This window comes from Lysinibacillus sp. FSL L8-0312 (assembly GCF_038003285.1).
Taxonomy (GTDB): Bacteria; Bacillota; Bacilli; order Bacillales_A; family Planococcaceae; genus Lysinibacillus; species Lysinibacillus fusiformis_D.
On record NZ_JBBOOV010000001.1, the window covers coordinates 1224779 to 1238981 of the forward strand.

Below are 14203 nucleotides of genomic sequence, written 5' to 3' on the forward strand. Positions count from 1 at the left end.
GCAAAGGAAGTGCCGTATTTCTTAATACAGAGCTATTTTTTTATTTAATAACCCATGTAATTCATGCAATTTTTTAATTTCATAATGCGGTTCAATGTCGCTCGTGTTTTCAACATTATGGATGTTAAACCAGCATGTATCGATCCCTGATAGTAAACCACCTTTTATGTCTGACGTCAAAGAATCACCGATAATAAGCGTTTTAGCTTTATCAAAATGATCAATCCGTTCAAATACATAATCAAAAAAGGCTGGCATCGGCTTTTGATAGCCCGTTTGCTCCGAAATAAAGATACCCTTAAAATATTGTGCTAAATTGGCATCCACTAATCGTTTATTTTGTGTCATCGTGATGCCATTTGACACAACATATAAATGATGACTTTCGGCTAATTGAGCAATGACTTCATAAGCCCCATCCACATAATGATGTGCCTCCTGTAAATATTTTTGGAACAGCGATTCAAAGTAGACGCCATCAACCTCTATCCCAAATTCTTTTAAAGCAATTGCAAATCGTGTATTATGTAGTGTATTTTTTGTTACTTCCCCACGCTCAAAAGCTCGCCACATCGTCTCATTTATCTCCTTGTAACGGGCAATCATCTCTGGCGTAGTAGCTATGTTTTCCTCTTTAAACATGCGGTCCAGCGCCGCATTTTCAGCTAAATCAAAATCTAGTAACGTATCATCCACGTCAAACAATAGTGTCTCATATTTCGTCATATCTGTTCCCACTTTCTTCGATGCATTGTGACTATTTACTCTCTACCATGATAACGTTTTTTATAAGAAATAACAGTAAAATGTCCTATAACAGAATATTAGGACATCAATGCGCTTTAACTCTTCAATTGCTAGCCATATGGAACGGTGAACATTTTCCTATATTGGGTAAAAAAATGTTCGTCTAGTCCTAAAATAGTCCGTTCGGTAATTTCATATTTGAAATTTTCGATGAATATGAGACAATAGAATGCTAGAAAGGAAGATGTACGAAAGATGACGACCTTACAAAAAATAACACCTGTCTTTGATCCATGGGAAGCGTATTTAGATGTGGAACAGCATGGACAAATGACACTATCAAATATTGAATTTACAACTACTAATCTTTGCAACATGCGCTGCGCTCACTGTGCAGTAGGCTATACATTACAAAATAAAGACCCTGAGGCACTACCTATAAACTTAATTTTACAGCGCTTAGACGAGATACCTCATTTAAAAACACTCAGCATTACAGGTGGAGAACCGATGATGAGTAAAAAGTCTGTTCAAAACTATGTATTGCCGCTTTTAAAATACGCACACGAACGAGGCGTACGGACACAAATTAACTCCAACTTAACATTAGAGCCAGCTCGTTATGTATTGATTGCCCCTTATCTAGATGTCCTTCATATTTCTCATAACTGGGGAACGATTGATGAATTTGTAGAAACCGGCTTTGCCATGATGGAGCGCAAACCAACTTATGACCAACGTGCAGCTTTATTCCAACGCATGATTGATAATGCTAAAATGCTAGCTGAGCATGGTGTTATGGTATCTGCTGAAACGATGTTAAATAAAAAAACATTGCCTTATTTAGAGCATATCCATCATCAAATCATTGAGGAAATGAAGTGTGCGAGACATGAGGTACACCCAATGTACCCATCAGACTTCGCAAGTGCACTTAGTTCTTTATCATTAGAAGAAACGCGTGAAGCCATTCACCATCTACTTGATATTCGTGATGAAAATACATGGATGCTATTTGGCACACTCCCATTCTACCCTTGCAGTAGGAATGAAGAGGATCAAAAGTTGCTGCACCGTCTGCGCACAGCGAAGAATGTCACAATGCGAAATGACCCAGACGGTCGTTCTCGATTAAACATCAATATTTTCACAGGCGATGTGATCGTTACAGATTTTGGTGATACACCAGCACTTGGCAATATTGTGCATGACGAGCTACCAGCCATTTTTGATAAATGGATGACAACTGACTTAGCAAAATCACTCAACTGCCACTGTCCAGCAGTCAAATGCTTAGGGCCAAATGTTCTTGTGAAAAATATGTATTATCAAGATGCCGCATTTGTGAGTGGCTCTGCTCGCGTATAAATGTTTTCCAGTAAGTAACTTTAAATAGATAACCTCCATATTGACCAAAGTTTGATCCAAGAAGAGTTTCACTAAATTGCTTATTTACTTAATTTATATTTTTTATAATTTGTTCAACAAGGTATAAAAAATAATGAATGGTCTATACTATTAAAGATTTCACTTCAAATCCAATGACTGGGAGGGTTAACCCGATGAGTGCGATTGATCGATAACTCAGAAGGACCATCAAAGCTGAGTAAAGTACAGTTTTCTTAGGAATATCTTAAGATCCTATACGGAAGCGAGGCAGTGTGTCATGGAGAAAAAAATGTAGTGGTAATCAGACCCGGAAATTTATTTCCGGGTTTTTCTATGTTGTGTGCAAGCCCATGGCCAATAAAAAATCACCTCGACGACTACATACACGAGGTGATTTTATCAAGCTTTATTTGTTCTATATTAATTCCTTTGCCAGGAATTTGTAGGTATTCAAACGACTTTCTAGTTCATATTGATTACAATTCAGCATGACTTCATCGAAACCATACTTCTCTTGCTCAGCGATTAAAAATGCAGCAATGTCTTTTGGTGTCCCAACAAGATTCGCCTTACGGTTATTATCAATTGTCATTTTATCCATTTCCGACAACGGATAATCCTTTGCTTCTTCTGGTGACATCGTTTGAATGATTTGCCCCTTCATCAGTTGAAGACGAGAGATATCAATTGGTTTTGCCAAATATTCCGCTTCTTCTAAAGTTGGTGCAACCGTTGCTGCATATGTCACAATAATTTGTGGCTTTTCCATATAATAAGAAGGCGTAAAATAGGATTTATAGGCATCAAAAATATCCTTCGACATATTGCCAGTGAAGAATTGTGCATATGAATAGCCTACTCCAAGCTGTCCAGCCTGCATAGCACTTTGTCCACTCGATCCTAGTAACCAAGCCTCTGGTAATGAAATATGAGCAGGGGCTGCGATGACTTGATCATAGACATGCTCACCTGTTTTTTGATTATTCATCAGCTTTAAAACGATTTCGAGCTTATCATACTGTTCCGTGAAGCGTTGACGTCTTCCCTCTGCTAATGCATAAATAGCGGCATGGTCGCCACCTGGCGCTCTACCCACACCAAAATCAATCCGATTCGGTGCTAAACCAGATAATGTCTTAAATACCTCTGCTAGCTTATAAGGCGAATAATGCATCATCATAACGCCACCTGTGCCAATGCGAAGACGTTTTGTTTTCGCAGCTAAAAAAGCGGCGGTCACTTCAGGAGCTGAACTTGCTAGTGACTGACTATTGTGATGTTCAGCTAGCCACATACGATGATAGCCAAGTTCTTCACCTAGTAGTGCCAGTTGTTCTGTACGTTGGAAGGCTTCCTCTGCAGAATGACCTTTTGGAATGGGCATTTGATCTAACATACTTAATCTCATTTAAAACATCCTCTCTGTCTCTAAGCTCCCCCTTTTACTGTAATACAGTTTGGATGATTTACAAAATAAAAAACCTTACTCATAAGCTAGTTGTTTCTTTTCCCATGTTTGATAGACCATGCCGACTAGCTTTTGTTGTTGCTGCTGGTTCAATACTACATCTTTAAATTTCATCGCCTGAAGTGAGAATTGCTGCGTTTGTTCGTTGACAACAAATTGTAAGATAGCATGTCCTTTTACACCTTGAAACGTAATATCACCCGATAATTCAACAACCTGCTCCCCTGTTTTTGCTTGATAATAACGCCAGTACGGTTCAAAAAAAGCATAATTAAACGCATTTCGAACTGTGACATCTGAAAAATTCTCCAAATAGCCTTCTTTTACGATATCAATATAATCATGGTCTGTTATATCTTTTTTTGCATTAAAGACATATCCTACAAGCACTCCCATAAAAACCACACAGAGAAATACGCGTAGATGATTTCCTAAACTCATGTCATCACGTCCCCTTTACGTAAAAACACCATCATTTACATAATACATCAAAATAATGACTTCAAGTAGAAATTATTTGAATAATGTAGCAATTACATTCATTTTCTATAAAACCTCTCCATGTACTTAAGCCCAAAAATAATCGATAGTATATTTACAGCTTATCTTCAGTTCGCTACTATCAGATTATTATGATAGAAAAGAGATGACCTGTTGTGCCTTTTGATTTAGATGTAAATATTTTAATGATCTTACTTCTTTTTGGTTTTTTAGCAGCATTTATTGATTCAGTGGTGGGAGGCGGTGGCCTTATTTCTTTACCCGCCCTTATGTTTGTTGGTCTTCCACCCTCTGCTGCAGTAGCAACAAATAAATTAGCAGGTACGATGGGATCACTGACTAGCACAGTGACATTTTATCGCTCTGGCAAGCTAGATATTAAAGCCGTCTATAAGTTATTCCCCTTTGTCTTTTTCGGCTCTATGTTAGGTGCTTGGATTGTCCACTTAATGGACCCCAGTGTTCTCAAGCCACTAATGCTGATAATGCTTGCAGCAGTGGCTATCTACACCATTTTCAAAAAAGACTGGGGAAGTATATCGAGCTATAAAACATTAACACCAAAACGTTATCTCATTTTTGTTATGGTGATCACACTAGTTGGATTTTATGATGGCTTTTTAGGTCCTGGAACAGGCTCATTTTTACTTTTTGCTTTTCTTATGGTTGGTTTTGACTTTTTACAATCAGCAGGAAATGCAAAATTTTTAAATTTTGGCAGTAATATAGCTGCCCTTCTTATGTTTATATACTTAGGACAAATAAATTATGCTTATGGTCTACCGATGGGACTTGCACAAATTGCAGGTGCTATTGTTGGCTCTAAATTTGCGATTAAACGCGGCAGTGGCTATGTACGTAAATTATTTATCGTTGTGACCATTCTATTACTCTTGAAAAATACATATGACTATTTTTCATAATCAGCATTATGCTTATGTATGCCGATACTATTGAAGGATAAAACTTATCTCAATCGAGGTAAGTTTTTTTCTTGGATTAAACTTTTTCCCTCTACTCGCACGTCTAGATAGTGTATACAATTTGACAATGTTAAAAAAGGAGCTTCTTTGGACATGAAAACAAGAAATGCATTTCAACATGAAGAGGTGTTTGTCCAATTCATTCGTGAACAAAAAGAGCGTTTTTATATGCTCGCGTATAGCTATACAAAAAATGAACAGGACGCACTAGATGTTGTACAGGACAGTATCCAAAAAGCCATGCTCTCATTAGATCGACTTGAAAATGTGACCTATATGAAAAGCTGGTTTTACAAAATAGTTGTCCGTACGGCCATTGATTTTTTGCGTAAGCATAAACGCTTACAAGTAACAGATGATGATACATTACAATATTTAACGCCAGCTCAAGAGGATGTTTATGAGAATGTAGACTTGGAGCATGCGTTGGATGAGCTCCCACAAATGTATCGTGAGGTTGTCATTCTCCATTATTTTGAGGATTTAAAGCTCGCTGACGTAGCGAACATCCTTGATATTAAGTTGAGTACAGCCAAATCGCGTCTTTATAAAGCGTTAAAACTATTGAAAATACAATTGGAAGATGTGAAGGGAGAAACTGCACATGGATAAAAAATTACAAAAATTAGAAAAACAATATATGGAGGTTCCTATTCCAAAGGAGCTAGACTTTGTGGTTGAAAGTGCACTAAAACAAGGTCGAAAAAAGAAAAAAAATCGCACACCACAATGGCTACTTGGATCAGCGGCTGCGGCTATGCTGTTTACAGCTAGTTTAAATGTTAGCCCTGCAATGGCACGAACACTTTCTGAAATACCTGTTGTTGGTAGTGTGGTGAAAGTATTAACTTGGACTGAATATGAGGTGGCAGAAGATAATTATGATGCCAACATTCAAGTTCCTTCCATTGAAAATTTAGAGAATCAAGAGCTTGCCAATGCTTTAAATGAAAAATATCGTGCAGAGGGGAAAGCCCTTTATGATAATTTTATTGCTGAGGTTGGAGATTTAAAAGCTAGTGGTGGTGGACATTTAGGTGTTGATAGCGGCTTTGAAATCAAAACAGATAATGACCAAATTTTATCGATTGGCCGTTATGTGGTGAATACGGTTGCTTCCTCTTCAACGGTCATGCAATACGATACAATCGACAAGCAAAATGAAATTTTAATTACACTACCAATGCTCTTTAAAGATCAACAATATGTTGAGACAATTAGTGAAAATATTAAGGAACAAATGCGTACACAAATTGCAGAATCTAATCAAGAAAAAATTTACTGGGTGAAAGGCGCAGGCCTTCCCGATGAAGAATTAATGGAAGCATTTACAACCATTAAACCAGATCAACCATTCTATATTTCAGATCAAGGGAAACTAGTGATTTCCTTCGATAAATACGAAGTAGCACCAGGCTATATGGGAGTTGTAGAATTTGAAATCCCAACAGATGTGCTAAAAGGAGATCTAGTTAGCACAAAATATATTCACTAATTGAGCTTACTATTCATAGGACGAGGTATTTGACGATTGAATCATCAAATACCTCGTTTTTTCATGAGGTCATGCCATTTTTTGCTTATAAAAATGACTTTTTTTGTCTAAGCTAGTATGTATCAATCAATGTTAGAGGGTTTTCATCATGAAAGGTGTAGGATCAATCAGTATTTTACATGTCATCTTCCTATCTATGACTGTTATTGGCTTAAAAAATCATGTAACGATTATTCCCCCGCTGTTAGATGTAGCCAAAAGAGATGGTTGGCTATCGGTTTTACTTGCTGGAGGAGTCATTTTCTTTTGGCTATTTCTATTAGTATATATTCAATCGAAGTCTAAACAGGAACCCATTCGAGACTGGTTAAACGAAAAAATCGGAAACATTGGCTCTTCTATTGTCATTTATACAATTGTCATTTTTATAATGATTATTACAGCTTTTACGATGGTTGAAACCTTGCAATGGGTTAACACAACATTTTTACCGCAAACGCCCGTTATCATCCTATTATTTATCTATACCATTTTGTGTATTCTTCTGGTGACGACGAGCTTGCAGACAATTGTGATTTTAAATGTCTTTGTGTTATTCGGAGTTGTGGTGTTTGGCTTTTTTGTTGCCTTTACCAACCTACAAGTAAAAGACTATGATTTATTACGACCGTTTTTTGAACATGGTTTCCAGCCCGTTTTTCGAGGCATGATTTTCCCAGCATCAGGGTTCATAGAGCTTTTAATGCTACTATTTTTACAACATCAATTTAAAGAACGAATTCGGTGGTATCACTTTGTCATTATGCTATCGATCTTAGTGGGACTCACATTAGGGCCATTAATTGGAGCCATTACCGAATTTGGACCAAGTGAAGCGGCTAAACAACGCTATCCTGCCTATGAAGAATGGGGTTTAGTGACAATCGGGCGCTATATTGAACATCTAGACTTTTTCTCTATTTACCAATGGCTAACAGGGACCTTTATTCGCGTTAGCTTCCTTTTGTATATCGTGGCAGATTTATTAAAAATGACCGGCAATCCGAAGCGAATATGGCAAATGCTTGCTCCTCCCTTCTTTATACTTTGCTTGCCACTCATTATGTTAAATGAAAATTTATTTTTAAAGGTAAAAGGAAATTATATCCTAACTTCTACGTTTATCTTTTTCTTTGCCCTGTCAATTTTTTTCGTAATCGTAGCTTTCTTGTCGGATAAATCTTCTAAAAAGGGGAAAACTGAAAAACAAGACATGAAAAGTGGTGAATCGTAATGCCTCAGCACGAGCAGGCGCTAGATCTTAGTACGCTCAGAAAATTATTTCAAAAATCGGCAGATATTCAATTTCAAGAATACACCTTTAATCAGCAAAAAGTACACTTCATTACATGTGATGCGATGATTGATCAACAAATGCTCAATGAAGTGATTATTGAACGTATTCAATATTTATTTGACCATTTGGATGAGGTCCCCCTTGAAGAGAATATTGCTAGGCATCTTCATATTCCGAGTATTCAAAAAATAGAAGACAAGGAACAGCTAATTACATTTGTTTATAGTGGTTTCCTGTTGCTGTATTTTGATGAAGATAATCTTTTATATGCTAGTAATATTGCGCATAAACCTAATCGTCAACCTGAAGAAACGCGCATGGAGGTTCTTGTTAAAGGACCGAGGGATAATTTCATTGAAGATATTCGCGTCAATATCGCACTGTTACGAAAACGATTGCCAACCAATTCCTTTTGTGTAGAAAAAATGGAGCTTGGGAAACGTTCAAAAACAACGGTTGCTATACTTTATTTTGATGATATTGTGGATATGGATATTTTACATGGGATTAAAAAGCAGCTAGCAGCCGTAGATACAGATATTGTATTTAGTGGTGATTTATTGATGGAACGGGTCAATAAAAATTCTAAGCTTTTTCCAAAGTTTGATTACACAGGGCGACCTGATTATGCCGTTCAAGCCTTAGCAAGAGGTCGATTTATAATTTTTGTTGATGGTGTTGCCTATGCTGTCGTAACACCAGTCAATCTGTTTTTATTACTTAAATCGGCTGAGGATAATGAATATCCTATTATCTTCAGTTCCCTCGAACGATTATTAAGGATATCAGGTATTTTAATCGGCTTACTACTGCCTGCATTTTGGCTAGCTTTAACGACCTATCATCAAAATCAATTACCGTTACAGCTACTCGCAACCGTTGTGCAGGCTAAATCGGGCTTACCGCTCCCCTCTTCGCTTGAAATGCTCTTGATGTTGCTAATGTTTGAATTGTTTCGTGAGGCAGGCTTACGTCTACCCTCTGTTATTGGTGGGACCATCAGTGTGGTAGGCGGATTAATTATCGGAGATGCTGCCATTCGAGCAGGGGTAACAAGTCCTGAAATGATTGTTGTGATTGCTATTTCTACTATTGCCTCTTTTACATTGGTCAATCAATCGCTTGTTACATCCGTTAGTATTTTAAGGATTGCCTTTATTTTTGCCAGTGCCTTTTTTGGACTGTTTGGCTTCTTTGTTTCATTATATTTAACACTCCTTTACCTATGTAATATTCGCATTTATGGCTACTCCTACATGAATCTGGCAACAGATTTAAATTGGGCTACCATTAAAAAATCCATCTTTCGTTTATCACCTAAGGGCTATACAGAGCGTAACAAAGCACTTGCTCCTCAGGATTATACACGAACATCAAAAGGTCACGAAAACAAAGAGTCCTAAAAACAAAGCAAATAGCATCCCTTCAAAAATGGTAGGGATGCTATTCTTTGTACACTCAAATAGTTTGTGCCCTTTCTTTGATACTGTCTAGCACGCTTTCCCAATGACGTTTCATTTCTTCTCGTACAGTCTGATCAGAAAGATGCTCTTGATGAAAGCTAATCGTCGTTTTATGTCGTTCTTTAGGTAGAATACGGATTTGTACAGTGGATGGTCTTGACCACGCTTCTTTTTGCCACGTGAGTCGAAGCTGCTCTAATGGTTTAACAATCCTGATTTCCCCTGTCCCTGTCCTTGAATGGTATTTATGCCCAGCTTCAAAAATAATCGTAGTACCTTCTCCTAACCAGGAATGTACTCCTTCTGCCGTCGTAATAAGCGCCCATGCTTGCTCCTGTGAAATTGGAAATGTCCTTCTAACCCCTACTTGAAAGCCTACACTTTTTGTTTGACCAATGATTTGTTGGTTATCCATTACTTCACCTCATCTATTTCATCATTTTTACTAGTGATTGTTCTATTCGATTTTTTTGCGTATTATTCCTTTCACCATTCAAAAATTTTGCTAACCTATCTAATCCCGCTTCAACATTACTAATTATTTCTATACTAAGTGTGCTTTTAATCAACGAGCTGAGGCCTTTTCATGATCAATAAAAAAAACCCAAGCTCAAAATCATTTGAGTACTTGAGCTATGCTTATTAAAACAAGAATTAGTCGTAATCATTCTCTTCTTCTATTTTTCGAATGACACCTGTCTTTGCATTTACTTCAACTTCATAAATCTTATTTTGAGCAGTCAAAATAAATATTTCATAGACCAAAGTCCCGTTTTCCATATCCATGCCATAATGTATGATTTGACCTGGTACTCTTTGTACAGCAATTTGCATGGCTTGTTGAAGAGATATCCTTTGATTATTTGATGGCATAACCATTCAATCATCCTCCCCTTGCTACATAAACCTATACTATGCATGTATGTGTTTTTATGACAATGCTTGAGAATATGTGTCAAATAGAAAAGGGAGATTGTTTTAAAACAATCTCCCCATTTCTCTACGTTAGTTCAACAAAATCTTGTTGTCTGCTTTGTTCCGATTGTCCCTTACGAAATTGAATATGATGAAGCTTCGCAAAAAGTCCATTTTGAGCCACTAGCTCATCATATGTACCATCTTCTTCAATACCGTTCGATGTCACAACTAGCACGCGGTCTGCATTACGAATAGTTGCCAATCGGTGAGCAATAACTAATGTTGTGCGATTTTCAGCTAGCTCTGTTAACGATTGCTGGATAATCATTTCTGTTTCTGTATCTAATGCAGAAGTTGCCTCGTCTAAAATTAAGATCGGTGGGTTTTTCAGGAACATACGAGCAATTGCTAATCGTTGCTTTTGACCCCCTGATAATTTCAAGCCACGTTCACCAATTTGCGTGTCGTAGCCATCTGGCAGCTCTGCGATAAATGATTGTAAATGGGCCTTTTTCGCTGCCTCTCGAATTTCTGCTTCACTTGCGTCTAATTTTCCGTAGGCAATGTTTTCACGAATCGTCCCTGTAAATAAAAAGACATCCTGCTGTACGATACCAATTTGAGCACGTAATGAAGCCTGCGTCATATTGCGAATATCAATACCATCTATCGTAATAGCACCTTCTGTCACCTCGTAAAATCGAGGAATTAACGAACAAATCGTTGTTTTACCCGCACCTGATTGTCCAACAAAGGCAATGGTTTGTCCGGCTTTTACATCAAATGATAGATCACGTAAAACCTGTTTCGATGCATCATAATTAAAATGAACATTGTTGAATGCGATATCACCTGCTAAGTGCTTGATGACCTTGGCATCCTCACGATCTTGAATTTCTGGCTCCTGCTCAATTAATTCACGGAAGCGCTTAAAGCCAGCCATCCCCTTAGGATAAAGCTCTAATAATGCACTAATTTTATCAATTGGTTTAATCAAAACATTCGTATATAAGACAAAGCTTACTAGTTCACCGTAAGAAAGCTTTCCATTAAAGCTTAACCAAGCACCGACAACAAGTACCACTAATGTTAAAAGGCGTGTCATCATGTAGATACTGGAGTGTGTTCCTGCCATTATTTTATAGGCATATAATTTTGCCGCACGGAAAAATCCATTCTGTTCTTTAAATCGGCTAATTTCAAAAGCTTCATTAGTAAAGGATTTTACGACGCGCACACCGGATACACTGTCCTCCACACGTCCATTGACATCAGCAATTTTGCCGTACATTGTTTTCCATGCATTATTCATTTTGACATTACTAAAGGTCACTAGCCATGTTAAAAACGGCACCATAATCACTGCAATCAAAGCGAGCGTTGGGTTCACATTAAACATAATAGCAAAGGCCCCAATAAAGGTCATAATCGCTATAAATAAATCCTCTGGCCCGTGATGAGCAAACTCCCCTATATCAAATAAATCGTTAGTAATACGACTCATAATATGACCTGTTTTTGTATTATCAAAGAAACGGAATGATTGTCTTTGTACATGTGTAAATAATTCCTGTCGCATATCTGTTTCAATATTAATGCCAAGTTTATGGCCTAAATAGTTGACGATAAAGTTCAAAAAAGTACTAATGGCATATACAAGCAGCAATAACACACTCACTTTTACAATCATGCCCCAATCGCCTGATGGCAACAGTTCATCGATAAACCACTGTACAGCTAACGGAAAGGCAAGCTCTAAAATGGCTACAATAATAGCACTCGAAAAATCGATGACAAACAATCGTTTATGTGGCTTGTAATAGGAAAAAAATTTTCTATACATGTTTGTCTCCTTTCTAAGTTGTAAAAATTTCGCCTATCTTTTAATAGTACCATTTGTGCAATGGTAACGGAAAAGTATTTTTTCCCCATAGCAGTATATTTTTATTTACTTTCATTTTGTCACATGCTATTATAAAAGTAAGAATTGAATAGCTTTTGACTTTATTGTCAAAGGGGAGTAGCTAGCAGATGCGATCGATGCATCTGATTTCACATTCGTCATTACATGGTATCTTACCATCGGGTGTGTTGGCATTTTTTGTCACACAGAATTTATTCTGTGGAATGAACAGTTAATTGCTTAGCAAGACCTTTGCCTGTTTTTTAGGCAGAGGTCTTTTTCTTTTGCTTAAAATAGGGAAAGAATAAGTTAGCAAGCCATTCATTTCTGTTCAACAATTAAAGGAGGAAATACATTTGGAGGCAATTATTTTAGAATACGCATGGGTACTTGTCGTATTAATCGTACTAGAAGGTTTGTTAGCTGCTGACAATGCTGTCGTAATGGCTGTTATGGTTAAGCATTTACCAAAAGCTCAACAACAAAAAGCTTTATTATATGGATTAGTTGGGGCATTTATTTTCCGCTTTGCCGCACTATTCCTTATTACAACACTCGTTAATTTCTGGCAAATTCAGGCAATTGGTGCTGCTTATTTATTGTTTATGTCAATAAAGCATATTTATGATTCCCGGAAAGCCTCGCAAAACTCCGAGGAAGTACAAGAGCCTAAAAAGAAATCTGGCTTCTGGATGACGGTTGTAAAAGTAGAGCTTGCTGATATTGCATTCGCAGTAGACTCTATTTTAGCAGCGGTAGCGATTGCTGTCACACTACCACATATCGGTGATTTTGATATCGGTGGCATTAATGCAGGTCAGTTTGCTGTTATGTTCTTAGGTGGTATTATTGGTGTGATCATGATGCGTTTCGCAGCTCGTTGGTTTGTGAAAGTTCTTGATAAATTCCCATCGCTTGAAACAGCTGCCTTTCTAATTGTTGGTTGGGTTGGTGTGAAACTAGCTGTGTTAACACTGGCACATGAGAAATTAGGCGTGATTCCACATGAATTCCCGCACTCGACTATTTGGAAAGCAATTTTCTGGATTGTTTTAGTTGCTATCGCACTTGGTGGCTACTTAATCGGTGTCAAAAACCAAAAGAAACAAGAACAATAAGACAAAAAACATCGCTTCGATTCATGTCGAGGCGATGTTTTCGTATTTCCTTCAAAGGAAAACGTACAAATTTTCTAATTGAGAACTAATATCAATTAACTTTTGCACAATTTGCCTCGAAAATTAAATTTTTTGTATGTAACCCCCTTTACACTGTATACTAGTAAAGAAGTCATTTACTGCAAAAGGAGGAAAACTTTTATGTTATCTGAAAAATTACACACAGCTCTTAACGAACAAATGAATTTTGAATTTTACTCTGCCCATGCTTATATGGCAATGGCAGCCTATTGCACAGACCAAGATTATGATGGCTTCGCTAACTTCTTTTTAGTCCAAGCCGAAGAAGAACGCTTCCATGCCATGAAATTTTATAATTTCTTAAGTGATATGGGCTATCGTGCAACAATACAAGGCTTTGAAAGCCCAGGTAATCATTTTGATTCGATTTTAGACGCCTTTAAAACAGCTCTATCGCACGAAAAAGAAGTAACACGACGCATTTACAATTTATCAGACATTGCTTTAGATGAACGTGAGCATGCGACTATGGCATTCTTAAAATGGTTTATCGATGAGCAGGTAGAGGAAGAATCAACATTCGATACATTAATCCGCAAAATTGAGCGTATTGAAAATGACTCCAATGCTATCTTTATGCTAGATGCAGAATTAGCTTCGCGTACATTTACACCTGATGCTGAAGCATAAAACATAGTTTTTTTTAAAATCATGAATCATTAGCTAAGAAATGACAAAAGCTACGAAGTTTCATCATAGAAGCTTCGTAGCTTAATTTTTGTACTACAGCTAATTCTGTAGGTGATCGTAATAAAAATCATAATCTGCATAAAAAAGAAACGTCAAAAATCAACGTTTCTC

The 14203-nt window shown here is 37.2% G+C and carries 14 protein-coding genes; 8 read left to right on the forward strand and 6 right to left on the reverse strand.

Going from position 1 to position 14203, the window contains the following annotated elements; all coding sequences use genetic code 11:
• Nucleotides 1-21 precede the first annotated feature (21 nt).
• A complete protein-coding gene (locus MHI22_RS06325) occupies nucleotides 22-726 on the reverse strand; it encodes a YjjG family noncanonical pyrimidine nucleotidase (protein WP_271910151.1) in 705 nt (234 codons plus the stop codon).
• 276 nt (nucleotides 727-1002) lie between these two features.
• On the opposite strand from MHI22_RS06325, the gene yfkAB reads away from it, so the two are divergent.
• A complete protein-coding gene (gene yfkAB / locus MHI22_RS06330; RefSeq protein ID WP_036123554.1) occupies nucleotides 1003-2115 on the forward strand; it encodes a radical SAM/CxCxxxxC motif protein YfkAB in 1113 nt (370 codons plus the stop codon).
• 436 nt (nucleotides 2116-2551) lie between these two features.
• On the opposite strand, the gene MHI22_RS06335 is transcribed toward yfkAB, so the two are convergent.
• Both MHI22_RS06335 and MHI22_RS06340 read right to left on the reverse strand, forming a co-directional pair.
• Entirely contained in the window at nucleotides 2552-3544 is a 993-nt protein-coding gene (locus MHI22_RS06335; RefSeq protein WP_036123551.1) for an LLM class flavin-dependent oxidoreductase, read from the reverse strand.
• A gap of 75 nt (nucleotides 3545-3619) precedes the next feature.
• On the reverse strand, nucleotides 3620-4045 hold the full coding sequence (locus MHI22_RS06340; RefSeq protein ID WP_340811415.1) for a hypothetical protein: 426 nt from the start codon (nucleotides 4043-4045) through the stop codon (nucleotides 3620-3622).
• Between the two features lie 215 nt (nucleotides 4046-4260).
• Here MHI22_RS06340 and MHI22_RS06345 point away from each other — a divergent pair, with 215 nt between their 5' ends.
• From MHI22_RS06345 to MHI22_RS06365, 5 genes are all read left to right on the forward strand, one after another.
• On the forward strand, nucleotides 4261-5028 hold the full coding sequence (locus tag MHI22_RS06345) for a sulfite exporter TauE/SafE family protein (protein ID WP_141903695.1): 768 nt from the start codon (nucleotides 4261-4263) through the stop codon (nucleotides 5026-5028).
• A gap of 153 nt (nucleotides 5029-5181) precedes the next feature.
• A complete protein-coding gene (locus tag MHI22_RS06350) occupies nucleotides 5182-5700 on the forward strand; it encodes a sigma-70 family RNA polymerase sigma factor (RefSeq protein WP_036123541.1) in 519 nt (172 codons plus the stop codon).
• Nucleotides 5693-6583: an RsiV family protein gene (locus MHI22_RS06355; protein ID WP_036123538.1), complete on the forward strand. Its 891-nt coding sequence runs from the start codon at nucleotides 5693-5695 to the stop codon at nucleotides 6581-6583. The genes MHI22_RS06350 and MHI22_RS06355 overlap by 8 nt, the downstream gene beginning before the upstream one ends.
• 148 nt (nucleotides 6584-6731) lie before the next feature.
• Nucleotides 6732-7856, forward strand: a complete 1125-nt coding sequence (locus MHI22_RS06360; protein ID WP_036123536.1) for an endospore germination permease — start codon at nucleotides 6732-6734, stop codon at nucleotides 7854-7856.
• A complete protein-coding gene (locus MHI22_RS06365; RefSeq protein WP_036123533.1) occupies nucleotides 7856-9322 on the forward strand; it encodes a spore germination protein in 1467 nt (488 codons plus the stop codon). The genes MHI22_RS06360 and MHI22_RS06365 overlap by 1 nt, the downstream gene beginning before the upstream one ends.
• Before the next feature lie 55 nt (nucleotides 9323-9377).
• Here the strand turns inward: MHI22_RS06365 and MHI22_RS06370 are convergent, their stop codons facing one another.
• The 3 genes from MHI22_RS06370 to MHI22_RS06380 form a co-directional block, all read right to left on the reverse strand.
• The gene (locus MHI22_RS06370; protein ID WP_036123529.1) at nucleotides 9378-9797 is read right to left on the reverse strand and encodes an SRPBCC family protein; all 420 of its coding nucleotides are present in this window, start codon (nucleotides 9795-9797) and stop codon (nucleotides 9378-9380) included.
• Nucleotides 9798-10036: 239 nt separating this feature from the next.
• A complete protein-coding gene (locus MHI22_RS06375) occupies nucleotides 10037-10261 on the reverse strand; it encodes a PepSY domain-containing protein (RefSeq protein WP_036123527.1) in 225 nt (74 codons plus the stop codon).
• A gap of 121 nt (nucleotides 10262-10382) precedes the next feature.
• Complete coding sequence (locus MHI22_RS06380) at nucleotides 10383-12143, reverse strand: ABC transporter ATP-binding protein (protein WP_058844551.1); 1761 nt, start codon at nucleotides 12141-12143, stop codon at nucleotides 10383-10385.
• A 416-nt stretch (nucleotides 12144-12559) separates the two neighbouring features.
• Here MHI22_RS06380 and MHI22_RS06385 point away from each other — a divergent pair, with 416 nt between their 5' ends.
• Nucleotides 12560-13321, forward strand: a complete 762-nt coding sequence (locus MHI22_RS06385; protein ID WP_036123522.1) for a TerC family protein — start codon at nucleotides 12560-12562, stop codon at nucleotides 13319-13321.
• A 201-nt stretch (nucleotides 13322-13522) separates the two neighbouring features.
• Complete coding sequence (locus MHI22_RS06390; protein ID WP_036123519.1) at nucleotides 13523-14032, forward strand: ferritin; 510 nt, start codon at nucleotides 13523-13525, stop codon at nucleotides 14030-14032.
• Nucleotides 14033-14203: the final 171 nt, after the last annotated feature.